The organism is Alkalicoccus halolimnae, from assembly GCF_008014775.2.
Lineage (GTDB): Bacteria > Bacillota > Bacilli > Bacillales > Salisediminibacteriaceae > Alkalicoccus > Alkalicoccus halolimnae.
On the sequence record NZ_CP144914.1, the window covers coordinates 1,899,678 to 1,926,669 of the forward strand.

24 protein-coding genes and 1 riboswitch are annotated in these 26,992 nt (G+C 41.5%); of the genes, 20 read left to right on the forward strand and 4 right to left on the reverse strand.

Annotation, left to right across the window (positions count from 1 at the left end; translation table 11 throughout):
* Nucleotides 1–202: 202 nt before the first annotated feature.
* A riboswitch (glycine riboswitch) is annotated at nt 203–280 on the reverse strand.
* Between the two features lie 152 nt (nt 281–432).
* Nucleotides 433–1,503, forward strand: coding sequence for a serine hydrolase domain-containing protein (locus FTX54_RS08655; RefSeq protein ID WP_147802206.1), 1,071 nt, complete (start codon nt 433–435; stop codon nt 1,501–1,503).
* 21 nt (nt 1,504–1,524) lie between these two features.
* Here FTX54_RS08655 and FTX54_RS08660 read toward each other — a convergent pair whose 3' ends face one another.
* A complete protein-coding gene (locus tag FTX54_RS08660) occupies nt 1,525–2,601 on the reverse strand; it encodes an acyltransferase family protein (protein WP_187254422.1) in 1,077 nt (358 codons plus the stop codon).
* Between the two features lie 151 nt (nt 2,602–2,752).
* On the opposite strand from FTX54_RS08660, the gene FTX54_RS08665 reads away from it, so the two are divergent.
* From FTX54_RS08665 to FTX54_RS08695, 7 genes are all read left to right on the forward strand, one after another.
* Entirely contained in the window at nt 2,753–3,667 is a 915-nt protein-coding gene (locus tag FTX54_RS08665; RefSeq protein ID WP_147802208.1) for a DMT family transporter, read from the forward strand.
* A gap of 243 nt (nt 3,668–3,910) precedes the next feature.
* Nucleotides 3,911–5,188, forward strand: coding sequence for an ammonium transporter (locus FTX54_RS08670; RefSeq protein WP_147802209.1), 1,278 nt, complete (start codon nt 3,911–3,913; stop codon nt 5,186–5,188).
* A 2-nt stretch (nt 5,189–5,190) separates the two neighbouring features.
* Nucleotides 5,191–6,174 carry a DUF294 nucleotidyltransferase-like domain-containing protein gene (locus FTX54_RS08675; RefSeq protein WP_147802210.1) on the forward strand — a complete coding sequence of 328 codons (984 nt, stop codon included), beginning with the start codon at nt 5,191–5,193 and terminating at the stop codon, nt 6,172–6,174.
* Entirely contained in the window at nt 6,171–6,890 is a 720-nt protein-coding gene (locus tag FTX54_RS08680) for an exonuclease domain-containing protein (RefSeq protein WP_147802211.1), read from the forward strand. Before FTX54_RS08675 ends, FTX54_RS08680 begins: the two co-directional genes overlap by 4 nt.
* A 253-nt stretch (nt 6,891–7,143) precedes the next feature.
* Entirely contained in the window at nt 7,144–8,406 is a 1,263-nt protein-coding gene (gene ilvA, locus FTX54_RS08685) for a threonine ammonia-lyase IlvA (RefSeq protein WP_147802212.1), read from the forward strand.
* A gap of 74 nt (nt 8,407–8,480) precedes the next feature.
* Nucleotides 8,481–9,344 (forward strand): CvfB family protein, encoded by an 864-nt coding sequence (locus FTX54_RS08690; protein WP_147802213.1) that lies wholly within the window; start codon nt 8,481–8,483, stop codon nt 9,342–9,344.
* Between the two features lie 742 nt (nt 9,345–10,086).
* Nucleotides 10,087–12,249 carry a type IA DNA topoisomerase gene (locus tag FTX54_RS08695; RefSeq protein WP_147802214.1) on the forward strand — a complete coding sequence of 721 codons (2,163 nt, stop codon included), beginning with the start codon at nt 10,087–10,089 and terminating at the stop codon, nt 12,247–12,249.
* Here FTX54_RS08695 and FTX54_RS08700 read toward each other — a convergent pair.
* Entirely contained in the window at nt 12,221–13,288 is a 1,068-nt protein-coding gene (locus tag FTX54_RS08700) for a metallophosphoesterase (RefSeq protein ID WP_187254423.1), read from the reverse strand. The genes FTX54_RS08695 and FTX54_RS08700 overlap by 29 nt on opposite strands.
* Before the next feature lie 116 nt (nt 13,289–13,404).
* Between FTX54_RS08700 and FTX54_RS08705 the strand changes: the two genes are divergently transcribed.
* Nucleotides 13,405–13,704: a hypothetical protein gene (locus tag FTX54_RS08705; RefSeq protein WP_147802216.1), complete on the forward strand. Its 300-nt coding sequence runs from the start codon at nt 13,405–13,407 to the stop codon at nt 13,702–13,704.
* Between the two features lie 84 nt (nt 13,705–13,788).
* Nucleotides 13,789–13,992 (forward strand): DUF2187 domain-containing protein, encoded by a 204-nt coding sequence (locus tag FTX54_RS08710; RefSeq protein ID WP_246125531.1) that lies wholly within the window; start codon nt 13,789–13,791, stop codon nt 13,990–13,992.
* A gap of 97 nt (nt 13,993–14,089) precedes the next feature.
* Here FTX54_RS08710 and FTX54_RS08715 read toward each other — a convergent pair whose 3' ends face one another.
* On the reverse strand, nt 14,090–15,370 hold the full coding sequence (locus FTX54_RS08715) for a hypothetical protein (protein WP_187254424.1): 1,281 nt from the start codon (nt 15,368–15,370) through the stop codon (nt 14,090–14,092).
* Nucleotides 15,371–15,513: 143 nt separating this feature from the next.
* Here FTX54_RS08715 and FTX54_RS08720 point away from each other — a divergent pair, with 143 nt between their 5' ends.
* The 10 genes from FTX54_RS08720 to FTX54_RS08765 all read left to right on the forward strand — a co-directional run bounded on the left by FTX54_RS08720 (nt 15,514) and on the right by FTX54_RS08765 (nt 25,972).
* The gene (locus tag FTX54_RS08720) at nt 15,514–16,335 is read left to right on the forward strand and encodes an SDR family NAD(P)-dependent oxidoreductase (RefSeq protein WP_187254425.1); all 822 of its coding nucleotides are present in this window, start codon (nt 15,514–15,516) and stop codon (nt 16,333–16,335) included.
* Nucleotides 16,332–17,684, forward strand: a complete 1,353-nt coding sequence (locus FTX54_RS08725) for a hypothetical protein (protein ID WP_147802219.1) — start codon at nt 16,332–16,334, stop codon at nt 17,682–17,684. The genes FTX54_RS08720 and FTX54_RS08725 overlap by 4 nt, the downstream gene beginning before the upstream one ends.
* Nucleotides 17,685–17,830: 146 nt before the next feature.
* Entirely contained in the window at nt 17,831–18,469 is a 639-nt protein-coding gene (pgmB, locus tag FTX54_RS08730; protein WP_147802220.1) for a beta-phosphoglucomutase, read from the forward strand.
* 61 nt (nt 18,470–18,530) lie between these two features.
* Nucleotides 18,531–22,100 carry a dynamin family protein gene (locus FTX54_RS08735; protein WP_147802221.1) on the forward strand — a complete coding sequence of 1,190 codons (3,570 nt, stop codon included), beginning with the start codon at nt 18,531–18,533 and terminating at the stop codon, nt 22,098–22,100.
* 55 nt (nt 22,101–22,155) lie between these two features.
* Nucleotides 22,156–22,362, forward strand: a complete 207-nt coding sequence (locus FTX54_RS08740) for a hypothetical protein (RefSeq protein ID WP_147802222.1) — start codon at nt 22,156–22,158, stop codon at nt 22,360–22,362.
* A 21-nt stretch (nt 22,363–22,383) separates the two neighbouring features.
* Nucleotides 22,384–23,124, forward strand: coding sequence for a Cof-type HAD-IIB family hydrolase (locus FTX54_RS08745; protein ID WP_147802223.1), 741 nt, complete (start codon nt 22,384–22,386; stop codon nt 23,122–23,124).
* 296 nt (nt 23,125–23,420) lie between these two features.
* Entirely contained in the window at nt 23,421–23,843 is a 423-nt protein-coding gene (locus FTX54_RS08750) for a DUF2231 domain-containing protein (protein WP_147802224.1), read from the forward strand.
* 18 nt (nt 23,844–23,861) lie between these two features.
* Nucleotides 23,862–24,263 carry a DUF2203 domain-containing protein gene (locus tag FTX54_RS08755; RefSeq protein WP_147802225.1) on the forward strand — a complete coding sequence of 134 codons (402 nt, stop codon included), beginning with the start codon at nt 23,862–23,864 and terminating at the stop codon, nt 24,261–24,263.
* A gap of 162 nt (nt 24,264–24,425) precedes the next feature.
* Nucleotides 24,426–25,415 (forward strand): glycosyltransferase family 4 protein, encoded by a 990-nt coding sequence (locus FTX54_RS08760; RefSeq protein WP_246125546.1) that lies wholly within the window; start codon nt 24,426–24,428, stop codon nt 25,413–25,415.
* A gap of 71 nt (nt 25,416–25,486) precedes the next feature.
* The gene (locus FTX54_RS08765) at nt 25,487–25,972 is read left to right on the forward strand and encodes a flavin reductase family protein (RefSeq protein WP_147802227.1); all 486 of its coding nucleotides are present in this window, start codon (nt 25,487–25,489) and stop codon (nt 25,970–25,972) included.
* A 143-nt stretch (nt 25,973–26,115) separates the two neighbouring features.
* Here FTX54_RS08765 and FTX54_RS08770 read toward each other — a convergent pair whose 3' ends face one another.
* Nucleotides 26,116–26,928 (reverse strand): tyrosine-type recombinase/integrase, encoded by an 813-nt coding sequence (locus FTX54_RS08770; protein ID WP_147802228.1) that lies wholly within the window; start codon nt 26,926–26,928, stop codon nt 26,116–26,118.
* Nucleotides 26,929–26,992: the final 64 nt, after the last annotated feature.

Here is a 26,992-nt window from a genome sequence, read left to right on the forward strand (position 1 = left end):
ATGAACGTTTGAATACATTTCCATCCAACAGGGTACGGCTGTTTTGCACGAGTTCTCTGTTAAAGGGAAAAGCTCTTGCCGTTAACGAAGGGGAGTTCTTAATGATCGACTTCTGTAAAGACAACTATTTAAAAGAAGTCAACAAAAAAAAGAATTGGTTTATAAACCAATCCCATACACGTTGAATTCCGAAAAGCTGCATTCGGTTTCTTCTGTCCATGTGCCTGAGATTGTGAACCCTTCGGCGCTGCCTGCATGCAGTCTCTCCAGAAGCTGCTCCAACGATAGTTTGCCCACCGCTATCTTCGCAACTGTTAAGTTGTACAGTTTAACCTATCAGCTTTTTTTATTAACGTCAAGTAGAGGAATAGCCCTCCTCCCTGAGTTCTGTTATATTTGAATAAGCAGAGACATCAGCAGAGGATGATAGTGTTGTTTAATCGATTAATCGGCGTCTTAATAATCATAATTATTAGTCTGGTGGGATTGTTTATGTATGTTTATCTTTCCCGTGAAGCTGCAGAAGAAACAACCTGGGAAACTCATACGTCCATAGAAGAGGCTGGATTTAACCCGGAGGCACTTGAACAGGCTCGTACATACTACGATTCACTAAATTCTACTGCAGCCATAGTCATCTCTGAAGGGAAAGTACTCTTTTCCTGGGGAGACGTAACAAAAAATACAAATGCCCATTCGATCAGAAAAAGCCTGCTTTCTGCTTTATACGGGATTGAAATGGAGCGCGGCTCTTTCCACTTATTTGATTCCCTGGAAGATTACGAAATAGACGACCAGACCCCGCTAACACCAATAGAAAAGCAGGCAACACTTTCCAACTTAATGACTTCTTCATCAGGTGTTTATCTTCCGGCTGGAGAAGAATCGTGGGGGATGCGTCTCGCACGGCCCAACCGCGGCAGTCATCTGCCCGGGGAGTTTTTTTACTATAACAACTGGGACTTTAATGTTCTTGGGTCAGTTTATAACGAACAGACAGAGGCGGATTTATTTGAGCACTTTAAGGAGCGTTTAGCTGACCCGCTCGGGATGGAAGATTTTGAGCTGGCAGATACGAATTATAAGTTTGAAGACCGCCGCTCCAGGCATCCTTCCTATTTGTTCCGAATTTCAGCAAGAGATCTGGCACGGTTCGGTCAGCTGTATCTGCAGAATGGATCCTGGGAGGGGGAGCAGCTTGTACCCAAACAATGGGTGGAGCGGAGTACTGAGGCTCAGAGGGAAGTGCCGGGAAATACATTATTTGATTATGGGTATCTATGGTGGGTAGCGACGGAAGCACCCTATGGAGATCTAAAGATGTATTCTGCTGTAGGCAGATACGGGCAGTCAATTGATGTCATACCTGAACTGGATCTCGTCTTTGTTCACCGCGTTGATTCCAACAGGCTTTCTTTCCAGTTTGCTAGAAGTTCTGTTAACGATCTTCAGCGTCTGCAGCTTCTTCAGCTGATTATTGATGCGAAAAGAAGAGAAGAATAGAAAACAAGCGCTCAAGCTTAACTACCGCTTGAGCGCTTGTTTTTTCGGCGGGGAATAGGGCGCCCCGATCTGTCCGATAAGCAGAAAACCATATTTCCATTTGTTAACGATAATTATCGTCGCTATTGATGCAGATAAACTAAATACAAAAAGAACAATAATATAAAGAAATCCAATAGTAAAAGGCTGAAGCTGATAGAAAAAATCAAACAGGAAAATATAAAAATAATGAAGGAGATAAATACCGAATGAAAAGCGGCTGACGTATTCCAGAAAAAAAGGAAGTTCTTTCATTCGGGAGGTCATATAAAACAGAAAAAAGATACACATAATCGTATGAATCAGTATATCCGTCCGCTTTGAACTGTGAACAGCAAGACTACCTGAGTGGTACAGGGTGAGCATTAATATACTGGTCAGAATGGGTCCTATAATGAAAAGGTAGCGGTATTTATAAATGAATTTTGAAAAGCTCTCGAAATTCGTACCTGCGTAGTAGCCAACTGTAAAATAAAATACCCAGCCGAACATAGGAAGCCAATAAAAACGTTCCCAAATGTATGGACCTATAGTCCATGCTTCCGGAGGAGAGGTGAAGTTGAAGAACATCAGATAAGCAGCATTTATAAGAAACGAAACGAGTAACACAATCTTCGGCGGCCATTTTTTAAGTTTGGAGTGAAATAGAAAATGAAACAGGTAAAACTGAAAAATGATGAGGATAAAATACCCGTGATAGTCCCCGATAAAAATATTCATAAGAATTTTATTGAACCCTTCCTGCATCCCGCCTGAAAAGAAAGGAAGGGCGTAAAAGACTCCCATGACGAAAAATGGAACAAGGATAAAGCGGAGTCTTTTCTTTAAAAAGTAATTCGGGAGCTCTCTGTTTCTATAGGAATAAGCGATCAGAAATTCGGAAATGAAAATAAACATGGGGGTCCCGTAATAAAGAATCATCTGGATGGAATCAAAAAAAATAGCAGATAATTCCCCCATTTCCCGGATAGTCTCGGTTTGGATACCAATATAAATACTGTGGAGAAGCACGATGCTCAGGCAGCCGATACTCCGAAGTACAAAAATTTCTTTTATCATATACGGCCTGCCTCCTTCTGCCATAGATAAAGAATCAATATTAAAGATACCATAAATATGGGATGGTTAGAAGAAAGTAAAGGGATTTCTTTCTTTATTCAAAAAGTCATAGTATCGTAGAAAAAGATGTGTCCAGGAAAGAAGGGTTAAAATGTCACGTTTGAATACATATCTGCTGCTCCTTTTCGTAATGGTTATATGGGGGTTGAACGTAGTAGCGGTGAAATTTTTAGTAGAACACATGCCTCCCGTACAAATGCAGGGACTGAGAATCGGATTAGCCGGGATTTGTGCCCTGCTGGCCGTATGTCTGCTGCGGGAAATGAAATCACTGTCCAAAAAACAGTGGCGAATCGTTCTCGCTGCATCACTATTCGGGCAGGTCGGTCATCATTCGCTGTTAGCTGTAGGACTCACGCAGACAACAGCAGCCAATGGGTCGCTTATCCTCGGCTTAATACCTCTGACTACGGCTGTTCTGGCAATGATATTTTTAGGTGATCCATTGACCAGGTGGAGATTTGCCGGCATTGCCCTGGGGTTTACCGGTATTTCATTTATCATTTTAAACCCCGAAGAAGGAGTCGCGATGATTTCCTCCGGAGATTTGTATATATTCCTGTCCATGCTGTCCCAGGCTTTTTCATTCATATTAATTAAAAGAGCTTCCGGCACGATTTCTCCAAGATGGATGACGGCTTTGATGCTTCTTATCGGATCTGTCAGTCTGCTGGTTATGAGCTTTTTTGTGGAGCCGGGCGGGTTCTCTTTAACTTCTCAAACCGGTCTGGTCTGGTTCGTTTTTTTGAGTTCAGCGATCCTTGCAACCGGTCTGGGACATTTACTGTTTAATGCGGCAATTCAAAAAATCGGCCCTGGACAGACAGCGCTTTTTAACAATTTCGTTCCCTTTTTTGCGCTTATTGGATCTTATTTTCTTTTAGGAGAATCTATTTATATCACCCAGATACTTGGATTTATTTTCATAGTCGCCGGAGTTCTTTTCGGGACAGGTTATATCGAACAGACAGTATTGAAGAAAAAAAGAGCCGTTCTGAGAAAATAATCAGAACGGCTCTTTTTATGGATTGTTTTGAAAGAAAATATGGAATAGGAAATAGTTTTCTTGAATTCGTTTACATTGTTGATAGCCATACGTTCAAGCGTAATACGCAGATGATTGTACGGAAAATAGTATGTTAAATAATCTGACATTTTTATTGTGTCAGAATATTCAGCCGGTATACTAAGGGTCATAAGTTGTTGGCATATTTGCTGACAGCAAAATAATTCGGGGAGAGTGAAGACGATGGACGAAATGTTTTTATTAAACAATGTATGGGTGATTGTCGCTTTTATTCTGGTTCTGCTCATGCAGGGAGGGTTCATTCTTCTTGAAGCCGGATCAACGCGAATGAAAAATGCCGGCCATATTGCCGGTAAGACGATATTTACAGTTGGAATTGCCTCATTGGTATTTTGGGCCGTAGGTTATGGGTTTATCTACGGGGAAGGAAATGCATTTATTGGAATGTCAGACTTCTTTTACGGAGACTTTACTTCTGCCGTAGATGGACTTGCTGGATCAGTTGATTTTATCTTTCAACTCGCATTTGCTGCCATTGCATTAACTATTGCTTTCGGAGGGTTTGCTGAACGCGCGAAATTATCTGTCTATATTATTTTTGCCGTTGCTTTTTCTGCTTTCATTTATCCTGTCGTAGCACACTGGATCTGGGGGGGCGGCTGGTTAGCCGGACTCGGTAAGCAGGACTTCGCTGGTTCCACTGTTGTTCATTTGACAGGAGCAATGGCTGCACTTGCCGCCACAATTATCTTAAAGCCTCGTATCGGGAAATTTAACGAAGATGGAACATCTAATGATATTGCCGGACACAACCAGGTCTATACAGCACTTGGTGTACTCATTTTATGGGTAGGCTGGTTTGGATTTAACGGTGGTTCTACACTTGGAGTTGACGGAGCATTCTTTGGTTATGTTGCCCTGACAACACAGCTTGCCGCAGCTGCCGGTGCCGTTGCAGCGATGGTAATAGTTTCAGCTGTAACCGGTAAAAATGATATTCCAACAATGTTGAATGGTGCCCTGGCAGGCCTTGTAGCAATTACGGCATCAACAGCATTTGTTGCCCCGTGGGCAGCGGTCATTATCGGTATTGTAGCTGGATTTATCGTTCACTTCAGCATGGTGTTCTTTGAAAAAAGTAAAATTGATGATCCTATATTTGCTCTCTCTGTACACGGAGTAGCAGGTATATGGGGGACACTTTCAACAGGATTTTTTGCTACACCGGCACTTTCAGAAATGAATGGCGGACAGCCCGGCCTGTTTTATGGCGGTGGTTTTGCGCAGCTGGGAGTGCAGTTTACGGGCGTTGCTGTCTCTGCACTCTATGCCTTTACCGTAGCTTTTATTATTTTGAAAGTTCTGGAAAAAGTACTTGGAGGTCTGAGAGTGTCTGAAGAAGAAGAGCTTATCGGACTGGATATGAGTGAACATGGAAGTTATGGTTACCCGGAAAATATGCCTGAGAAGAAGTATGATTCCAAACAGCCGGGGGCTTAAATATGAAACTGACTAAAGAAGAACATATTTCTTTTGAGCATTTACAGGAATGGCGGAACCGTCATATGCATCAAAAGCAGCTGACATTTTCTGAGTTAAATCAATTGCATGATGAATTGATGAAGAAGATTGTTCACGCGGCAGAAGAACTTACGCAAAGCGAGCAGGGCAAAGCACCTGCTCGCTTTGCTTTCCTTATAATGGGGAGTGCCGGAAGAAAGGAACAGGCATTGTGGAGCGATCAGGACCACGCGCTGATTCACGAAGGAAGCCCGGAAGACACTCCGTATTTTCTTGCGCTCGGCAGGAATATAACGAAAGGAATGGAAATATGCGGTTACGAACGGTGTGAAGGAAAAGTAATGGCTGAAGAACCCAGGTGGTGTAAACCTGTACCTGAAATGAAAAAACAGGTGGAACAGTGGATCCAGGAAGGTTCATGGGAATCAATCCGTCATATGCTTATTTTATTTGATGCAAGGACTCTGGTAGGTGACAAATCAGGTAACCAGGAATTGAAAGAGCTTATGTTCAGTTACAGCAGATTCCGGCACTCCTTCCGGAACAGGGTACTTGCCAATTCGGAATTTCGTATGAGGAGGCGGAATGTATTTGGGCAGATTCTTACAGATAAATATAAGCGTTTTGATTTTAAGGAAACCGTTCTTTTTCCTTTTGTGAATGCTGCTAGAACCGGAGCGTTTATAGAAGGAGACATTTCTTCTTCGACAATTTCCAGAATGCAGAGCCTGTCCGCCGTCTTTCCGAGAATGCCGGTTGCGCGAAAGTCTTTTGAAAATGCCCTGAATTTCCGGCATCTGCAAACGAAGAATAGTTCCTCCTATCGGGACATTCATCTTATTAAGGCAGATACCTTAACGAAAGAGGAGAAGCGGATGGTGAAAGAATGGATGGAAGAAGGGAAGCAGCTTCTCGAGCAGGTTCATGAATATTATAAAAATATGGAAAGGAAGCTTCCCTTATGAATGTCGTCGACAAATGGCTGAGGCAAATGGGAGCCCTGGCCGGTAGATCAGCCTATCATCCTAAAGGGAGCCGCAATGCAGAAGCAGTAGCCTACGCTCGAAGACTTCAGCGTGAACAGAAACAGCGGGACCATCTGGAGATGCCTTTTAAAAAACTGCCGGTGGTTGTATTTGACATTGAGACGACCGGGTTTTCTCCAAAAAAGGGGGATACAGTGCTTTCTATAGGTGCAGTAAAGCAGAAAGAAACAGGACTGGAAGAATTCTACTCACTTGTATACTCTGAAACGGAACCTTCAGAAACGGTAAAAGAGCTGACGGGAATAACAGGAAATATGCTGTTGGAAGCTCCACCGGCAGAAGAAGTATTTACGGATTTTCTTCAGTTTATTCAAGGACATACGCTTGTGGCACATCATGCAAAGCATGAGAAAGCTTTTATGGAACAGACGCTCTGGACGCTTTATCGTATGAAATTTGATTATCGGCTGCTGGATACAACCTTTTTGACAAGAATAATTGATCCAGAACGGCAGCTTCATTCACTTGAAGAATGCTGCGATTATTTTAATATTCCATCCAGCGGCAGACATCACGCATTAGAAGATGCAAAAATGACTTACCGATTGTGGAACACGTGCACAGAGCATGTTCAAAAACAGGGATATCATACTTTAAAAGATGTTTATTCTATGTTGGCAAGACAGCAGCACTGAGCCGCTCCTTTAGGGAGTGCTCCGTGCTTTTTTGTTTTAGAAAAAAGTATAAAAATTCCCTCCTTCCGACATGATTACTGAAATCCTGCAATTAATGTATTTTTTCCAGATCAGGAAATGTTTTCAGAAGTATTTTGTAAGGATAACGCTTACATTATCCGAAACTGTGAATGTTTACGAAAACCCTGTTTTCACGGGCCGGAGCATGTGATAAGATTAGTCATAATATTCGAACATAGAGGAGAATCAGCTCATGGAAGAGACAAAAGCGCAGGGAGTATATGTCAAAGATATACTGCTTGCCCATCAGGCATTAAAAGATGTTGTTGTGAAAACACCTCTGCAGCGGGATAATATCCTTTCTGATAAGTATGGTGCAAACGTTTATTTAAAACGGGAAGATCTTCAGGTAGTTCGATCCTTTAAGCTCCGAGGGGCTTATAATCTGATGCAGGGTCTTGGAGAACAGGAGCTGCAGAAGGGGGTTGTCTGTGCAAGTGCAGGTAATCATGCACAGGGAGTGGCTTATTCCTGTAAAGCACTCGGTGTAAGAGGGAAGATATATATGCCTTCTACAACCCCGAGGCAGAAAGTTTCCCGGGTGGAATTTTTCGGAGAACCCTTTGTCGAAGTCATTCTGACAGGAGATACGTTCGATGATGCATTTAAAGAAGCGATGATCTGTTGTGAAAAAGAGGAAATGTCCTTTATTCATCCATTTGATGATACCCGGACGATAGCTGGTCAGGGAACGGTCGGTATGGAAATATTGGAAGATATTGATGTCCCCATTTCTCATGTCTTCATGAGTATCGGAGGAGGCGGACTGATTTCCGGTGTGGGGTCCTACTTCAAAGAAATTTCTCCTTCGACGAAAATGATCGGAGTAGAGCCGGCAGGAGCACCGGGTATGAAAACCTCCCTAGCAGCTGGAAAAGTAACAACACTGGGTAAAATTGATAAATTTGTAGATGGAGCAGCAGTGAAAAAAGTAGGAGAGACTACTTTTGAGATTGCTAAACGGGTGGTCGACGATATTACCCTTATCGACGAAGGCAGAGTATGTGCCGCAATGCTTAATCTGTATAACGAAAATGCTATTGTAGCCGAACCGGCAGGAGCACTTTCTATAGCTGCACTTGATGAATATAAAGAGGAGATAAAGGGTAAAAACGTTGTTTGTGTCGTGAGCGGAGGCAATAATGATATTGACCGGATGCAGGAAGTAAAAGAACGGTCCATGATCTATCAAGGGTTAAAGCATTATTTTATTGTTAATTTCCCTCAGCGGGCCGGAGCGCTCCGGGAATTTTTAATTGACGTGCTCGGACCCAGCGACGATATTACTCGTTTTGAATATACAAAAAAGAACAACCGTGATAAAGGACCTGTTCTCTGTGGTATTGAGCTTCAGCATCAGGAAGATTACCATTCTCTTATTGACAGAATGGACAAAAAAGGTTTTGCTTATATAGAGATTAATAAAGATGAAGATCTCTTTAATCTGCTGATTTGATAATGTCATAAGCCTTATCGATGAAATTGGTTTTCATTGATAAGGCTTTTTTATGAAAAAAAGGAGGATGTACAATGATGGAAGACGCAATTACGGGTGAAGCTGTCCATGCAGCCGTTACCGGTCAGTCGAGAAAAGGAATTTTTCTTGAATACAAGGGGGAAGAACTTCTCCTTCCAGCCGAAGAAGTAAATAAGCCGGCCGGTGACACGGCTGAGGTATTTATTTATGAGGATAAGCAGGGGAAGCTGACAGCAACGATGAACATTCCCACCGTTACTAAATCGACTTATGACTGGGTCTATGTAGTCGGAGGGATAGACGCTGGAGTTTTTGTTGATATAGGGCTCCCTAAAGATATTCTTGTTTCAAAAGATGATCTTCCGGATGCTAAAGAACTTTGGCCACAAAAAGGGGACCGTTTATTTGTTACCCTTGCCCATGACCGAATGAAGCGCCTGAAAGCAATGCCGATAACGGAAGATATGATTGAAGAAGAAAGAGATCGAGCACAAAATGAGTACCGGGGCTCCGAAGTACGCGGAAACGTCTACGGACATAAAGATGCGGGCACTTGTATCATTACAGAAGAAGGGGTGCGAGGCTTTATACATGAAAGTGAGGCTTCTTTTATTCCTCGGCTTGGGCAGAGTGTGGAAGGAAGAGTTATTGCAGTGAAAGAGGACGGAACAATTAACGTCTCTCTAAGAGATGAAAGAGTGGTAGCTCAAGGGAAAGATGCCGATATGATTTTGGAAGTTCTGCATAAGAGAGGCGGACAGATGCCTTTTACAGACAAATCAACGCCCGAAGAAATTCAGTCTGCTTTTGGATTGAGTAAAGCATCGTTTAAAAGGGCTCTTGGTAAATTAATGAAAGAGAAAATTATTAATCAGGAACCGGGACGGACGTACCTCATTGATAAAGAAGAACAGTAATTAATCCGATTCAGAGAATATTCCAGACAAAGCGGTACTTAAAACTCTTTTATCGAAGACTGCTCCATACATGTTATGGAGCAGTCTATTTGTTATTAAGCTGTGTTAAAGCATTCCTGCAGGGTGTACATTTTCCACTTTGAAAATGCATGGGCCTCTCGCTAAGATAAGAATAGATATACTATACTACTATTCCAAACCTTACTATGAAGTTTCAAATGCAAGACCAACAAAATCAGCGGATTTCAACCCGCCATCTGATCAATGGTGTGGATATTACCGGGCCCCACCCTGCTGAGCGCAGGGTGGAAGGGATGAGCTTAAGCCGTCCCTGCGCCTCCTATAGAAGCGAAAGCGCCCCTTTATCACTTATGAACTTTATTTTCAACATAGCCTTTTATTATGTAAAGCAGGGTGTTATAACGCACGTGCGCAAATGCTTAAACTAGTCGTCTGAACACGTTCTTTAACTGGACGCCCTCAGAACAAAGCCTGATGTTTCAGGATACAGCCCGTTCTCCTTCTTCTCATTATTTTTGAAAGAAGCAGGACATTATGAAACCAGACAATGCTCATTTCTTTTAAAGATCTCTCTTGTTTCTAATAGACGGCGAATGTTTTGCGAGTGAGCTGCTGTTCAGTATTTTATTAGTATACCGTTCTGGAAAATCGTTGCAGACAGCGCCTTTCCCCATTATAATGAAACGTATGTTCCTACATATATCAGGAAGGAGATGGTTTTATGCAGCTGATCATCGCTGAAAAACCGGATCAGGCAAAAAAACTGGCTGCTCCTTTTCATAGCCGTCATCAGAAAGATCATATTGTAATTGATTCCTGCCCCCACTTTCCGACTGGAGCAGTGATAACCTGGGCGCTCGGACATCTCCTAGAACCCGTCCCGCCGGAAACGTATAAAAAAGAGTGGAAACGCTGGGAGCTAAGTGTCCTTCCGATGATACCAGAAGATTTCAAATACCGTGTAAAACGACGCAGAGAATTTTCGGTTATCCAGCGGTTTGCGAAAGATGATCGTGTCAAAGGGATTATCCACGCCGGAGATGCTGAGCGGGAAGGAGAAGCGATAATCCGTCTCATTCTGAATGAGATTGCTGTCTACAAACCGCTCCATAGGCTTTGGATCTCCTCTTTAACTCCTCAGGCTGTTAAAGAAGGATTCGCTGCTTTAAAAGACGGAAAAGAGACGGAAAGTTTATATACGGAAGCGGTGAGCCGGGCCTATGCCGATTGGCTGATAGGGATGAATGCTTCCAGACTCTACACGCTGCTCATGCAGAAACACCACGGCGTTCAGGATGTATTTTCCGTGGGGAGGGTACAGACTCCTACACTTTGTCTGATTGTCGACAGAGAAAAAAAGATAGAAAACTTTAAGCCCGAGCCCTATTGGGAAGTGGAAGCGGAATTCACTCATGAAAAAGGGATCTATAAAGGCGTGTGGCACGATAAAGAGGATTCAAAAATTAACAGCAGGGAATTGGCAGATAAAATTGCTGATTTTGCGCGAAATAAAAGTGCAGAACTAACCTCTTTTAAAGAAAAGGAACGAAAAATTCAACCGCCGCAGCTCTTCTCCCTTTCTACTCTCCAGGCTCATGCGAATAAAGCATTTAAGTTTTCTCCTAAAAAAACGCTGGACACAGCTCAAAAATTATATACGAAGGGGCTGCTGACCTATCCACGCACAGATTCAGCACATGTTACGAAAGAGGAGGCTGCCGCTTTTCCCGGAATGCTTGAAAAATTAAAGAAACTCTCTTCCTATGAGCGCTATTTCCCTCTCCCGAAAACATCCCTGCAGGAAGATAAAAGGTACGTCAATTCAGCAAAAGTGAAAGATCACTACGCTATCATTCCTACAGAAGAAATTAAAAATCCTGAGTCACTTTCGGGAGATGAAGCAAAAATTTATGATGCTGTTATTAAAAGGATGCTCGCAGCTCATGAAAAAGCCTGTATTATGAACGATCTTACGTGCGAAACAACAGTGGACGAAAGAGCCTTATTTATTTCTAAAACCAGCAGTATGCTCCAGGAAGGATGGCGGCGTATTCTGCCTTCTGCAACCAGCGAAAATAATCAGGAGCTGGGGCTTCAGGAGCTGGAAAAAGGTCTCCGGTCTGATGTGACAAAAGCTGACGTTCTTTCCAAAAAAACAAAACCTCCGAAACGTTTTACTGAAGGAGACCTGATTCAATTAATGAAAACATGCGGAAAAGAGCTTGATCCTGAACTTGCTCAGGTTATGAAAGAAACGGAGGGGCTCGGTACAGAGGCTACGAGAGCAGGTATTATTACAGTCCTGAAAGACCGCGGATATATTTCAGTAACTAAAAACATGGTTTTTGCAACGGCAAAAGGGGAGGCACTCTTTAATGCTGTTGCCGGAACGATTCTTTCCTCCCCTGAAATGACGGCAAAATGGGAGCAGCGTCTTGCTGAAATTGGAGAGGGCAGAAAAGGAGCGGGCGCCTTCCTTGATCAGGTGAAGAAATTGACTACTCACCTCGTCGAAGAAGCGGGGCATTCCTCCGGCTCCTGGAATATCGATGCAGCAGCTATTCCATCCACCAGACCTGCGAAAAACGGTAAGCGTAAAAAACGAACGGTAAAAGCAGGTCCGTGTCCGCTATGCGGAGCAGATGTGGTGGATAAAGGTAATTTTTACGGATGCAGCGCCTATCGTCAGAACAGCTGTACATTTACCATTTCCAAAACGATTCTCGGGAAAAAACTTGATTTGAAGCAGATTAAATTGCTGCTGAAAGACGGAAAAACAGAGACAATTAACGGTTTTAATAAAGGCGATGAGACATTTCATGCTGTTTTAAAGTGGGATGCCCAGTCCAGGAAAATTACTTTTGTAACACACGGACAAACATAATTTCACTTTGGGATCCTATCCGGATTGGAGGACCCCAAAATCCAAATCCGGAGGAAACGAAGGCATGCAGATTTCCAAAACGCCTATAGCCCCAGTCCAATTTAAAAATTCGTGAAGTAATCAGGTGAAACGGCCAAATCTGCCCGCGGTGGGTATGTCCGCTTAATGAAATATCTGCTCCTGCCTGTTCTATTTCGTCGAGTGACACAGGCTGGTGATCGAGGACGATGGCAGGTCTGGCGTTATCAGGGATCAATTCTCTGACTGACTTTCTCTGTTTAGACGTCTTGTCTTTGCGTCCGATGATCCATCCGATATTTTCGACATGCACGGTTTCGTCTTCAAGAAGCCTGATCCCGCTGTCTTCGAGTATTTTTGACAGTCTGCTGATTTGATTACCATAATATTCGTGATTGCCGGTAACAGCAAAAATGCCGGAAGTGGATTTTAATTCACTAAGAAGGAGATGCTGGTTTTTGTTTTTAAAAATTTCCGGATCATCATCTACAATGTCACCACATAAAAATATGACGTCCGCATCGAGAGGGTTCACATGTTTTACGAGGTTTTTAACATGTCTGCTGCCTGAAAGACCTCCGAAGTGCATATCAGAAGCTACAGCGAAACTGAATGGTGCACTGACTCTGTCCAGATAAATGGTATATTTCCTGATGACCGGAGTATAGGCATAATAAAGCCCAAACCCCCAGTAGACGATAAAAAGGACTCCAGCAGCGATGGCAGCTCCATTAACAACATTCGAAAAAGGGAAAATGACAGCGAGCAGGAAAACCAGCAGGTGTACTGCCGGAAAAATGATAAGGAAGAACGGCAGACAGGCAAACCAGAGCGAACCAGCTGTTTTCAAAGCCGGAATTTTAATTCCACCTATATAGATGTAGGCAAAAAGATTTACAAATATGGCTATGATGAAATAAGGGATTGGCAGTATAAAAGATAAAATCCAGGCAATATATAAATGAAGCCCTGTATAAATACCTAATGTGAGCAGTGTATAAGTGAAATATTTCCATTTCATGCCATTCAGCTCCAGTACCTTATTGTCGTTAAGACTCTTAATTATGTATAATGGTTTTAGCATACGCTTAGTTATACTTTTTTCACAAACCATACGCCCGAGGGAGGCCTTTATTTATGAAACCACTCAGAAAAAGAAACGGAAAATTATATACGGAAGCACGGGTAAAAATTAATGGAACATATGAATCGTTTGAGGTGCTTATTGATACCGGCCGTGAAAAAACCGTATTTAATAAAAAAATGGTTCCTGAAGAAACACTTGATGCTATGAGTATCGGTCCGCTTAAAGTAAGTGAATTCACGACAGAACTGCAGGACATGGAAGAAGAAGGCATTATCGGAGTTGATTTTCTATTGAAGACAGGAGCAAAGCTGAATTTGGATGCTATGACTATTTCCAGTTCCAGAACGTAAAAAAGACATTGATTGACCTCCGCGGAAGAACCGTGTATTATCACGTTGAAAGCTTGTAGAGATCAGGAAAGGAGACTGGAAATTATGTCTGAAGAACAAGAAGAAGTGCTTGTACAATCCGGTGATCAAATTCTCATTACAGCAGGGGATTATAAAGGCGAATTAGCAAAAGTTATTACCCCTTATACAAATTCCATATCAGCTGAAATGGAAAAAAGAGATGAAGAAGGCGCAAAACCACGTACAGTTCTTAAACATGCTGAGTATGAGATTGTAGAAAAAGCATAAACGATTAAAAAGTACGCCCGTATCTCGGGGCGTACTTTTTTTGAGGGCACACGGTTCAAACCTGCTCCCTGCCCTTAGAGGCATGAAAGTAACTTTATTAAATGAACTGGAAATAATAAAGACTGTAAAGGGCAGTACCGACACAGACAAAAGCAGCAGCTACAAAAGAGGCATTTTGTTTAATTACAGATAAAGGCGTGACATCCATCAGGCGGGAAGCCATCAGCACCTGACCTGAAAAAGGAGAAATCTGTGTGGCGATCGTCCAGGAAGAGACGAGCAGAAGTGCTGCGTATTCATGACTGATACCAAGAGACTCCGGGCTGAGAGAGCTGCCGATACCAATGATGATAATGATTGGATGGACCCCGACAAGAGCAAACATAAGCGTAACTAACATAATAATAAAGGAAAAGAGAAGAACGGAGCCGGATGTCCATACGGCAAGACTGTTGGAAATAACTTCTCCTGCAGCAGTGGAAGAAACTGCTGTCCCGAAAAATCCTGCAGCGATAAAAATAGCCATTTCATTTTTCACCCGCAAAAATGAATGTCTGATGTCGGAAAACACATAAGACAAATAGCCGCCCATTTCCTTTTTCGCCAGGGCAAAAACGATAGGGAGAAAGATAGCGAGCAGTGAAACGATGACAATCATAGAAGCATCTGCGTTGTAATAAAATAAGAAAGAAAGACTGACAAACAAAATACCAAATCGAATGAGAGGCAGAATGGATACCTTGTGTTTTAGGGAACGCGAAGTATTTTCAATCGTGACATCGCCGGAAAAGTCAATCCGGCGAAGCCAGAGTGTGGAAAGGCCGGCAAAGACGGCAGCAAGAAACAGGCCAAAAAAACCGATGGAAAACCAGGATATATCAAAAATAGCTACGACAAGCCCTATATTTACAAAATAAGGCGACCAGAGCATACAGCAGGCAAATCCTCTCATCAAATGAAGGGTGAGCTTCTTCTGATGAAAACTGCGGAAGCTTTCATCTGCAATCTGCCGTATAATAGCCATAGCGCCAAAGTTAAGAATAAATCCAATACAGAGCATTAAAGTAAAACTCAGCCGGTAGGGATGGTTGCCTGATTCTGCACTCTTTTCTGCTATGTAATGCTTGAGAGATGTTAAATAGCCTGTGAAACTCATATAAGCTCCGACTAGTGGGATCATCAGAAAAAGAGATAGTACGTTTGTATTTGTACCAAACGCTTCGGTCATTTCCAGAGGGCTGATATTTTCCATTAAATATATAAAGAATGCACCTGCCGTTAACAGACTGATGATTAATTTATTCGATCGATTAATAAAAAAGAAAGCAGCAATGAGCAGCGCAAGGGAAAGAATGCCGTAAATGAGTGATAACTGCATGGGGGTCACAGCCTCCAGCAGGAACAGTCCTGTAGTTGTATAAGCTGTAATACCCAGCAGCAGCTGCAGCCGGTTTGACAGGGTGATCACCTCCTGAAGCGTATTTATTAATCGTACCATATAAAGGATGGAGGATGGTTTTTATGAAACATAGAATTATTCTGATTACTGGAGCAGGAAGCGGCTTCGGCTTGTTGATGGCAGAACGGTTCCGCCGGAACTATACAGTGCTTGCAGCCGTAAAGAAAAAAGAGGATACAGTAAAGCTGAAAAAGTACGGACTTGATTTTGTGTATGAAATGGATATAACTGATGAATCGGCCAGAAAAAATATGCTGGCGGAAATTGAACAGAAATTCGGAAAGATTGATGTATTAGTTAATAACGCAGGCTTCTGTCAGGGAGGAGTGGCAGAAGCGCTTTCAGAAGCAGACTGGGAGGAGCAGATGAATGTCAACGTTGTCGGTACGGCAGCTCTGACGAAAGAAGCACTCCCGCTTTTGAAGCGGGGCAGAGAAGCAAAAATTATTCAAATGGGCAGTATAAGCGGAAGAATTGGATTTCCAGGTATCGGTGCATATGCGGCTTCCAAATTTGCTCTGCGCGGTCTCAGTCACTCTCTGCGTCTGGAACTTCTTCCTAAAGGGATTCACGTAGTACATATGGAAATTGGCTCATTTAAAACTCCAATATGGAATAAAAGCCGTACCAGAGCCCGATTTTACAATGGAAACGATTATAAGAAACTTGAAGAAAGCCTGGAGCAGCATACGGAAAAAACAGCTTCTTCAGGGGATAAGCCGGTAAAAGTTATAAATAAAATTGAATCTGTCATTCATAAAAAGAAGCCGGCTTTTAATTATCGTACTGGAAAAGGAGTTATCTTTTTAACGGCCTGTGAAACATTTCTTCCTCATCGAGCCTTTGAAAAAATAATAATACGTCAGACTGGAGGAAAAATATGATTCAGCGATCGTCCCATTATATACTGTTTTCATGGGTTATTTTGCTTTACCTGATCGAAATATTTTTTCCTGTGCCTTACATAAACGACGTGCTTGCAGGAAGTACGATTGTTCTTTTTTTACTATCTTTCCCTTATGCTTCGACTCTCTTTAAAATTCTGGCAGCAGTTTTTACAACAGCCGGATTTTTCTTTATTTTTTTCTACAGTCTTCCTACAGGAGAACTGTATTTATATGTTAATGAAAATCTTTCGCTGCTCGCTCTTTTATTTATGCTGCCTTGGATGAATAGTGTCGTCAGGGCGGGGAGGTATGATCGGAAGATAAATACGCTCCTCTCAGCGAACGTCAACGATCTTGGTAAATTATATCAGCGTGCATCGGTGACCAGTTATATACTCGTAGCTTTTATCAATTTGTCAGCGCTGAGTCTCTCACAGGGCGTACTCAGGGATAATCTGCAGCGCTTTGACAGGAAGCTGCAGCAGAGTTTTATTGCACAGACGACGCTTCGTGCTTTTGCGGTTGCGTTGTGCTGGAGTCCGATGGAAATACTCGTAGCCATCAGCGTGGATGCTACGGGAGTCAGTTACTTTTCAATGCTGCCCTGGCTGATGCTTGTCTCTTTTTTAACATTGACAATCGATGGTTTTATAGGGAGGTACCGCTATCGGAAGACCGCTTACTCGCAGCAGAATAACGGTGGATCAGTAAAACAGATTCTAAAACCGATGGTCACTCTGTTTACAGCTCTGTCGCTGTTTCTCGCTTCCATTGTTATAATTGGCAATCTTTTTGGCTTCGATTTTATTCTGACAGTGACGCTCGTTATTTTCCCGTTTGCTTTTACTTGGGCAGTACTCGGCAGAAGGAGAAGGAGCTTTTTGTGGATTGGAGTGCCGCTCTGGAAAGAACGCAACAGCCATATGCAGAATTTTATTCTGCTGTTTGTCTCCCTTGCGTTCTTTTCCACGACGCTTAATGAAACCCCGCTTCTGGAAATGGTTCAGGATCCTTTTCTGGCCATGGGGGAAACCCCCTGGATCGTTTTATTTATGATTCAGCTGACGTATCTGGCTATGAGCATGATTGGAATTCATCCTATTGCAACCATCGCCGTTCTTATAGAAGCTGTTTCTCCTTTGTTCTCGATCGCTAATCCATTAAGTTTCAGTATTGTTTTCGTAAGCGGAGCACTCGCAACAGCTACCGTCGGTACATACGGAGTGACTGTTACGATGACGGCTATGAATACCCAGCAGAACCCATACCGGATTACGTGGATGAACATGCCGTTTGCCCTCCTTTACGGTACAATAGGTACGATTACCGCTATTCTTCTTCTTTAACAGTATTATCATCAAGGTACTAATATCTTAGTTTATTTTTATTACGAAAAAACATTGCTTTTAACTGTCTGATCTGTGGAAGAGTATAAGCGTCTACGGCCGTTCTCATAACAACATTTGTATAAATTAAAAAGAAGTATATTAAAATGAAAGCATGTATATTTGATCTGGATGGAGTAATTGCGGACACTGTGGAGTTTCATTACCTGGCATCAAAAAAGACTGCAGATGTATTGGATATTACGTTCACGCGGAAAATGAATGAGCAGTGGCAGGGAAGAAGCAGAAAAGCTCTCATGGAGGCAATGCTCTTTCAATCTTCTGAAACAAAATATACGGAAGCAGAACTTGGTCGAATGAAAAACGATATTTACAGAACTTATATTAACTATCTCACCCCAGAGGATACACTGCCGGGCGCTGCAGAATTGATTTATGATTTAAAAAATAACGGAGTTCCGCTTGCACTCGCTTCTTCGAGTTCCAATGCAGAATTTGTAATAAGGAAACTGGGTCTTTACAGCTCTTTTGACTATATTGTTCCTGTAGAGGACGTAAAGAACATGAAGCCGGATCCGGAAATTTTTCTGAGAGCAGCAGCATTTTTGAATATTTCTCCGAAGGACTGTGCAGGAATCGAAGACAGCGTGGCAGGGACAAAAGCAGTAAAACAGGCAGGGATGACAGCGGTCAGTGTCGGCAAAGATAATCCCGGAGGAGATATTCATGTCAGCAGTCTGCTGGAACTGAATTATTTTATACTTTGTGAAGCTGTAGAGCGATAAGCGGAAAAATGTAATAATAAAACTAATAAACTATTTTCAAGCGGTTGGAGGAAGATAATCTATGAGTGAACTATCGACAGTGGAATTAACTGTACAGGAACAGGAGCGTCTGCGGAAGATTGAAGATAAAAAAACGAGTGGTATTTTTGAAATTGCTTTCTGCGGTCATTTTTCAGCAGGGAAGTCGACGCTTTTGAATGCACTTGTCGGCGCGGAAGTTCTGCCTACAAGCCCTATCCCTACAAGTGCGAATATTATTAAGATCACCAAAGGGGATTTCGGTTTAAAACTGATTGGACCAAATGGAAAACTGCTTCACAGTTATGAAGGGGAAATACCGTGGAGCGATATTAAACAATGGGGGAAGGATGGAGAACAAATCAGTGAACTGCACATCCAGGCTCCTTTGTCTTTTCTATCAGAGAACGGAGTAATTGCGGACACTCCCGGTGTCGATTCTACTGATCCAACTCATGCGAGCGTTACGGCCGAACAGCTGTATTCCACCGATGCCATCGTTTACGTCATGGACTATAATCATGTTCAATCGGAAACGAATCTGCATTTTCTGAAACAGCTCTCTGAATCCGGCAAACCGGTATTCATTGTTATTAACCAGGTTGATAAACATGAGGAGAAAGAGATGACAGCAGAGGATTTTCGAAGCCGGATTGATGAGGTATTTGAAGAATGGCATATTCACTATGCACAATTTTATTTTACTTCTATGAAAACACCGGATCATCCATTAAATGAGTTTGATACTTTTAAAAAGAAAATGAAGGCGATATTAAAAGCAGGAAGTGCTTTTACCGACCCTTCCCAGCACGCCCTGAAAAGAGGGTTTTATGAAGCACTCGTTAACCGCCTGCGTAAGGAAAGAGAAACGAGCAGGGAAGAAGTACTTCAAAAAGCAGGAGAAGAGGGGTTTACTCAGCAGGAAGTAGAAGAAGTATCTTCGGTTTATGAAAAGATCCGGGCAGCTTCCACATATGAAGAGCAGCTGGAAGACGATTATAAATCTGAGATGAAACGACTCTATGACAATGTGCATCTTTTTCCTGCTGCTACTACAGAACTCGTGGAACGTTACGTAGAATCCAAGCAAAAACAGTTTAAAGTCGGGTTTGTTTTCTCAGGAAAGAAAACGAAAGAAGAGCAGCAGAAACGGCTTGATCAGCTGACAGTGGAAGTTAATGACAACTTGAAATCCCAGCTGATATATTTTGTAGAAGATTATTTTCGAAAAGTCCCTGTACACCAGCTTTCCAACGAACAGGCTTTTTTGGAAGCAATGAAAAATCTTAATATAACTATTACTCCGGAATGGATCGACAGTCACGTAACGACAAAATCCATTAACCGTGAGTATATCTATACATTAACAAAACAGATGAACGAAAAAATCGTACGGGAAGTAAAAACCCGTGCTAACGAATTGTTACAGCTTTATATTGAAGGTATGAAAGAGAGAAAAGCTGAAGAAGTTCAGAAACTTGAACAGAAGCGCAGCCAGTTTGGTAACCTCGAAACGTTTCACGAGCATTTAACCGCCCTTGACAGAGAGTTCCAAGAGTTATTAAAAGAAGCTGAACATTTCAAACCACGCGCCGGTTCAGTAAAGCCTCTTGAGGATATGCTCCGGGAGATTACGAGTGCCGAAGATATCGAGGAAGAAACCTTCTGGAAGGATATTACGTTTATACCTGAAGATGATGAAGAGCATCATGCTTCTGTCCCGGAGCATGCAGTAAGCGTTTCTATCGATGATGACGCTGTACAGCCATGGATAGAATCTGTTAAAGAATGGAAAGAAGATTTAAAGCACCATCCGCTCTTTATAGAAGAAGCAGCAGCTCTTGAGTCTACTGTTGATAATTTTGAAAAGTCCTCTTTCACAATTTCTTTATTCGGTGCGTTCAGCGCAGGTAAATCAAGTTTTGCCAATGCCCTTTTAGGAGCGGACATAATGCCGGTCTCCCCGCACCCAACAACTGCGACTGTGAATACTGTAAAGGAGCCGGGGGATGGTTTTTACCATGGAGAAGCGGTAGTCCATTTTAAAGACCGTACAAGGCTTTCAGAAGAAATTCATTCCGTAGGAAGGTCGCTTCGCCAGGAATTGGATATAGATAGTCTTCCGAAATGGAACTACCGTTCTCTAACAAAGGTAACGAAACAGCAGAAATCGAGCATAGATTATTTGAAAATACTGCAGAAAACCCTCCGGGAGCGGCAGAATGTAATAGGGACGAAAGAAAAAACAAGCATAGATCAGCTTGCTCCCTATATTGCAGATGAAGAGACGGCATGTTTAATAGATAATGTGACAATGTATTATGACTGTCCATTGACAAAGGAAGGAATCATTCTCGTTGATACGCCTGGAGTTAACTCCATACACGGCCGCCATACAAACGTGGCGTTTAAACAGCTGGAAATGTCTGATGCTATTTTTTATCTGACTTATTATAATCACGCTTTCTCCAAGTCGGATCAGTACTTTCTGCAGCAGGTAAGTGCTGTAAACGAAAGTTTCGCAAATGATAAATTGTATTTTGTAATTAATGCAAGTGATCTTGCATCTACTGACAGAGAACTCCAGGAAGTGAAAGAGCATGTATCTACCCAGCTTTCCCAAAACGGCTTTGCCAACCCTAGATTATTTCACGTATCAAGTAAACTTGCACTCAAAGAAGGTTCATCAGACAGCTCGTTTGCATCATTTGAAGCGCTTTTTTACAAACATATTTTAGGAGAACTTAAATTTCTCGGGCTGCAGCTTATACAAAAAGAGACAGACAAGCTTATTCACCAGCTCGATCATTATTATGCCTATATGCAGGAGGAAGAGACAAATAAACAAAAAAAGCTTTCTGAGTTGAAATTGAAATTAAAGGAAGAAATCGCTAAGGCTGAAAAAAAATCCTTTCAATACGTGGAACGAGACGCTTTCCGGGAACTGGAACAGCTGTCCCTTTATTTACGAAAAAGAATGAGTTTTGTTCTGCATGATTATTTTCAGGAAGCGGTTAATGTTTCCGTACTGACTGCAGACAGCAGAAGAGACCTCCAACAGCAGCTGGAACAGGCTCTCACTGACTGGGCAGTGATGGGCGAACAATTTCTGCGTCAGGAATGGGAAGCAGTATCTATTCGTCTTGACCACGCTATTCAGCGTCTGTTCCGAAAATGGTGTGAGAGCTACGAAGCAGATCTGCAGAACAGTCTTGGAGAATTTCAATTCCCGCGTCCGTCCTTTTCTCCGGCCATTCGAACTTCGTTAGGAGAAATATTGCTGCTGGAAAACATGGAAAGCTACAAACATTTCCTGAAAAATAAGCGGGAATTTTTTGAAGGCGGTCTCAGCAGGGAATTGAAAGATAGAGTCGTACAGGATGCAATGAAAAAAATTACAGCTGTATTAAAAGAAAAAGAAGATGAGGTTCAGAAGGTGCTGATTCCAGCTGTTCAGGGAATTACGGAAGCCACACGCGGTTCACTCATTCAGGCATTGGAAAGAGAGCAGCAAAAATATGAAGCGCTTATGAATAAAGCAGAAGGAGATTTTATTAAAGAAAAACTGCTTAAAACTGAAAATTTCCCGGAACAGCCGTTCCATAAGGCATAGTCCTTTTTCTCAGCTTCTCTTTTGAATTATAATTAAGCTGGTGGTGGTATATTTAATGAACATGACTCCGTATTTAATAATTGCCGGTATTATTTGTATCATTGCTCTTGTATTGACAATTGCAATTGGTATGAATCCGCAGGACGATAATTATAATAACGCTGATAAAACAAAAAAGCATTTTATTAATCTGACATTGATCTATGCAGTAGTATTTATTCCTGCTATTCTTATGATTTTTGTATATTTTATTATCCGCTGACAGGAATGGAAGGAGAAAACTATGAACAGAAAGATTAAACTCGCTGTGCTCGATATGGATGGAACCCTGCTTTCAAACGAACATCAAATTTCCGTTCAGAACAAGCAGGCAGTTAAAAAAGCTTTACAAAACGGTGTGGAAGTAATTATTGCAACAGGGCGCTCCCTTCCTGCCGTCGATATGTTTGCTGAAGAACTTGAACTGAATGATTTTATTATTACAGGTAACGGCAGTGAAATATGGCATTTGCACGGACCGGAACTGATCGAACGATCATCGCTTGAAAATGAAATGATTGAAATGATGTGGAAAATCAGAAATAAACACGGTGCCAATCATTGGGCGGCTTCCGTCGGGAAAGTCTGGAAGAGAGAGATGCCCGAGAATTTACATGAGCACGAATGGCTTAAATTCGGGTATGACCTGGACAGCGCGGAAATAAAGCAGGCAATTCTTGAAGAACTTCAGCAGTATGAAGAACTGGAAATAAGCAATTCAAGCCCTCTTAACATTGAAGTGAATGCAAAAGGAGTGCATAAAGCTAAAGCGATAGAATCCGTTCTTCAACGAAAAAAGATTTCCTTTGAAGAGGTCATGACGATAGGTGACAGTCTGAACGACATGAGTATGATCAAAGCGGCCGGAACAGGCGTGGCTATGGGAAATGCTCAGCAGGAAGTGAAAGATGCTGCTGATCACGTTACTTCTTCAAACGTTGAACACGGCGTAGCAGAAGCTTTCCAGTATTTCCGGATTATTTAGCAGCAGAAATGCTGCTTTTTTTCTTTTAGAATTATCAAATAAACTGATAAGGATAAAAAATGACTCTGTCAGCTTTCATTCTTTTTATTAGTATAAAGCTGCACTACCGGTCTTCTGCGGCATAAATCTAAAACTGGATTACAAGAGCTGTGGATTCTTCTGTCCGCTTTCTTAATGAACTTGTAAACGCTTATAGTTTCTTCTGTCTTTAAAGCGCATAACGTTTTAAAAATAAAGAAAAGGGTATATACAAAACATAAACAATAGTTATTCAAACACTATACGAGGTGATGATTTTGTATTTAATTCCTGAGCCGCTGCATCCAGCCGTTGTCCATTTACCGATTGCGCTCTGGCTTGTAGGTTCTTTATTTTTACTTCTTTCTTTGTGGAAGCCGTGGTTCTTTGACAGAGCAGCTTTATGGATGACTGCCATTGGAACTTTTGGAGGCATTATATCTTACCAGACCGGTCCTTCAGCTGTTGGTACGGCAATTGAGATATATGGAGACTCTGTAGGAGAATTTCTAGGGATTCATCAGCAGTTTGCTTTTTATTCCCTTCTGACTTATATTGTTATTCTTGTACTTCAAATTGTTAATTTATTCACAAAAAACAAGTATATTCGTTGGATTATAGCTGTTTTAGGTATAGCTGGAGCCCTTCTTGTGTTTGCGACAGGTCATTTTGCGGGAAGATTAATGTATGACGGGATATAATAGGGAAAGGAGGAATGGATGATGGCTAAAAAGTACTTTACTGTGGAGCAGGCGGACAGACTGCTTCCAATTGTTAAAGAAGAAATAAACGAATTAAAGATTATTCAGAAGGAGTTTGACGATAAATGGTCAGTCTATCACCAGATACAGGAAGAAAAGAAACAGAATGTCCAGACAGAGACACCCAGCGTATTTAAATTAGAGTGTGAATTGGAATTTATTGAGCTTCAGGCTCAGCTACATGTTTCCAATATTCAAAAAACAGGTGCACAGTTAAAAGGTATTGAACCAGGACTCGTAGATTTTCCTTCTTTTAAAGGAAAAAAAGAAATTCTTCTATGCTGGAGAGAAGGAGAAGATAAAATTCAATTTTACCACGATCCTAAAGAAGGATTTGCCGGAAGAAAGCCGCTTTATTGAGTGACGTCAGTTTAACTGAGTGTCTGTGGATCAGCGTTATCCGGTGCAAAATAGCAATTCTGACTATTCTGCAGGCACTTTTCTTTACTATTTCTGATTGATTAAAAGCAGGGTGTTCCTGTTAGTATTTATTTTAATGAAAGGAGAATATATTTATTGAGAGTGACAATTGCAGCCCCGCACTATCATGAATGGAGGGGGAATAAAATAACAGCTGAACGAATGGAACGCGGAGTCCGGAAATCTGGAGTGAGTGTTTCTATAATATCTTCTACAGATAAGCAGGTTTCAGTGCCGAAAGATACGAATCTGCTACATGGAATGCATGCTTATAAGTTTGCTTTGTTCTATAAAAAGTTACATATTGCTCTGCCTTATATAATTACCCTCACAGGTACAGATATAAATGACGATATTGATAACCCTGAGAGACGCCCTGTAGTTCTCGAATGTCTTGAAAATGCAGAGTTTATTCATGTCTTTGAGGCTGGTATGAAAGATAAAGCAGTATCTTACCTTCCGGAAGCAGCCTCTAAAATATTTGTAATACCGCAGGGCATGAATTTGTTTCCCCGTGAGACAGAAGAAGTAAAGGAATCCGGTAATTTCACTTTCCTGCTTCCGTCAGGCGTCAGAAAAGTGAAAAACATTATGCAGGCAGTCGATTGCATAGAACGTATTCATGAGAAGCATAACGATGTTATATTAAACGTCCTGGGGCCTGTTATTGAACGTGAAGAAGGCGAAAAATTAAAGAAGAAAGCAGAGGGGAACAACTGGCTTACTTACGGAGGGGCTGTACCTTTCATCCGGATGGGAAGTTTTTATCTACAGGCGGACGTTGTTTTAAATACCTCACTAAGTGAAGGGCAGGCATCCTCTATTATGGAAGGAATGGCGGCTGGAAAACCGGTGCTTGCTTCAGACATCCCGGGCAACCGGAGTTTGATACAAAATGAAGTTAACGGGCTTCTTTACAAGAATGAGAAAGAATTTATTGAAAAGGCAGAGCTTCTTTATCAGGATAAAAGTCTGCGTGAAAAACTGGGTGAAAATGGGAGAAATTACATTTCAGAGTATCATAATCCTGTTAAAGAATCGGAAGAATTAATAAATCTCTACCAAAAAGCGCTAAGTGATACCGGTCTTTAGCATTAAAGTGGATATTTATGATAAAGTTAAATAGAACAAGCTAATCATTGGCAGAAATGGAGTGAGTCATTATGGCAGAAGAAACTACGTTCAGAAGTATTATGGGAAATTATCCAACGGGTGTGACAGTAATAACAACGAGTTCACCAGAAGGAGAACCAGTGGGATTAACAGTAAATTCATTTACATCTGTATCGATGGATCCAAAGCTGATCTCATGGTCAATAGATAAGAGCGTCTCGACACATGATATTTTTACGGAGCAGGAATCATTTGCAGTTCACACACTGGCACATAACCAGGGAGATATCTGCATGCTGTTTGCAACTAAAGGAACAGATCGTTTCAGTCAAATTGACTGGCATTCATCTGAAAATAATTTACCGATCATTCATGGTTATTCAGGACTTCTGGAATGTAAAGTTCATAAAACAGTGGATGCCGGGGACCATACGATGCTGATTGGCGAAGTAGTCAATGCTCATAATCAGGAAACAGAGCCTCTGCTTTACCATCAGCGTGTTTTCGGGGCAATACCAAAAGAGTTTTATAAGTAAGAAGCAGGGAGGCTGATTTTCAGTCTCCTTTATTAAGATTAATTTCTAGTTTACATAATATAAATTATACGAACCAATAGAAAAACAGCAGATCTTGTCTCATTTATTAAGATTACTTTAAGATATGAGACAAAATATAAAATTTATTTACTGGTGATTAATTTCATTAAACTGATTTTATCGATACCCAGTTTTTCAGCTGCATGTTCATATGATTCATCCGCCAGTAAATATTCTGCGTATGATCGTCGGATAACGTTTGTTGTTAAATTATCAAGCCCGTGATTTTCAGCTGCCTTTTTTAAATTTAAACCGATCGTCATCCGTTCCAATGGTTTCTCTTCGCCTGATCTGGTTTTAGAATTCAGTACATAAAAAGCTTCCCGATTATTAGCAGCATAACTTTTAAAAGTTTCTGCATCTGCTCCTTTTAATATGATTACTCTTTCATGACCTGGTTTACTAATGAATATTCTGACAGTTCCTCCATTAATTATAACCTGCTCCCACGTAATTTTAAATTCATCGGGTCTTAGTCCATGTACGGCAAGAATTACTATAATTTTGCGTTTCTCCGAAGTGTCAGAAGCAATCAGCTTTTCTTTAAGACTCAGCAGCGTCCCGTAGTCCAGCATCTCATGTGAACCTTGTGAGAGCTTCTCATAACGAATCTTTTGCGCTGGATCGACAGCTACCGCATCAATCGTCCATGCATAATCAAAAAACCTTCTTAAAATAGCAATTATTTTATTAATAGTTGTAATTTCCAGCTGCCTGCTCTTCTTGTAAGCAATAAACTGTTTAATATCAGAAGGCAAAATTTCATATAATTCTTTTTGTTTTCCATACCTGCTGTCAATATGCAGAAAAAAATACTGCAGCTGCCGGACATGTTCATCAATGGTTGATTCTTTGTAGCCGCTTTTTCTTAAATAGTCACTGTAACCATGTGGCATGATGTCTCCTCCTTAACAGTGTTAATCTTTCATTCACTACCTATAATATACCTAATAAATTTTA

Bases quoted from the DNA above. Each gene is read 5' to 3' on its own strand.
- FTX54_RS08660 (WP_187254422.1), bottom strand. From the start codon at position 2,601: ATGATAAAAGAAATTTTTGTACTTCGGAGTATCGGCTGCCTGAGCATC.
- FTX54_RS08665 (WP_147802208.1), top strand. From the start codon at position 2,753: ATGTCACGTTTGAATACATATCTGCTGCTCCTTTTCGTAATGGTTATA.
- FTX54_RS08670 (WP_147802209.1), top strand. From the start codon at position 3,911: ATGGACGAAATGTTTTTATTAAACAATGTATGGGTGATTGTCGCTTTT.
- FTX54_RS08675 (WP_147802210.1), top strand. From the start codon at position 5,191: ATGAAACTGACTAAAGAAGAACATATTTCTTTTGAGCATTTACAGGAA.
- FTX54_RS08680 (WP_147802211.1), top strand. From the start codon at position 6,171: ATGAATGTCGTCGACAAATGGCTGAGGCAAATGGGAGCCCTGGCCGGT.
- ilvA (WP_147802212.1), top strand. From the start codon at position 7,144: ATGGAAGAGACAAAAGCGCAGGGAGTATATGTCAAAGATATACTGCTT.
- FTX54_RS08690 (WP_147802213.1), top strand. From the start codon at position 8,481: ATGATGGAAGACGCAATTACGGGTGAAGCTGTCCATGCAGCCGTTACC.
- FTX54_RS08695 (WP_147802214.1), top strand. From the start codon at position 10,087: ATGCAGCTGATCATCGCTGAAAAACCGGATCAGGCAAAAAAACTGGCT.
- FTX54_RS08700 (WP_187254423.1), bottom strand. From the start codon at position 13,288: ATGAAATGGAAATATTTCACTTATACACTGCTCACATTAGGTATTTAT.
- FTX54_RS08705 (WP_147802216.1), top strand. From the start codon at position 13,405: ATGAAACCACTCAGAAAAAGAAACGGAAAATTATATACGGAAGCACGG.
- FTX54_RS08710 (WP_246125531.1), top strand. From the start codon at position 13,789: ATGTCTGAAGAACAAGAAGAAGTGCTTGTACAATCCGGTGATCAAATT.
- FTX54_RS08715 (WP_187254424.1), bottom strand. From the start codon at position 15,370: ATGCAGTTATCACTCATTTACGGCATTCTTTCCCTTGCGCTGCTCATT.
- FTX54_RS08720 (WP_187254425.1), top strand. From the start codon at position 15,514: ATGAAACATAGAATTATTCTGATTACTGGAGCAGGAAGCGGCTTCGGC.
- FTX54_RS08725 (WP_147802219.1), top strand. From the start codon at position 16,332: ATGATTCAGCGATCGTCCCATTATATACTGTTTTCATGGGTTATTTTG.
- pgmB (WP_147802220.1), top strand. From the start codon at position 17,831: ATGAAAGCATGTATATTTGATCTGGATGGAGTAATTGCGGACACTGTG.
- FTX54_RS08735 (WP_147802221.1), top strand. From the start codon at position 18,531: ATGAGTGAACTATCGACAGTGGAATTAACTGTACAGGAACAGGAGCGT.
- FTX54_RS08740 (WP_147802222.1), top strand. From the start codon at position 22,156: ATGAACATGACTCCGTATTTAATAATTGCCGGTATTATTTGTATCATT.
- FTX54_RS08745 (WP_147802223.1), top strand. From the start codon at position 22,384: ATGAACAGAAAGATTAAACTCGCTGTGCTCGATATGGATGGAACCCTG.
- FTX54_RS08755 (WP_147802225.1), top strand. From the start codon at position 23,862: ATGATGGCTAAAAAGTACTTTACTGTGGAGCAGGCGGACAGACTGCTT.
- FTX54_RS08765 (WP_147802227.1), top strand. From the start codon at position 25,487: ATGGCAGAAGAAACTACGTTCAGAAGTATTATGGGAAATTATCCAACG.
- FTX54_RS08770 (WP_147802228.1), bottom strand. From the start codon at position 26,928: ATGCCACATGGTTACAGTGACTATTTAAGAAAAAGCGGCTACAAAGAA.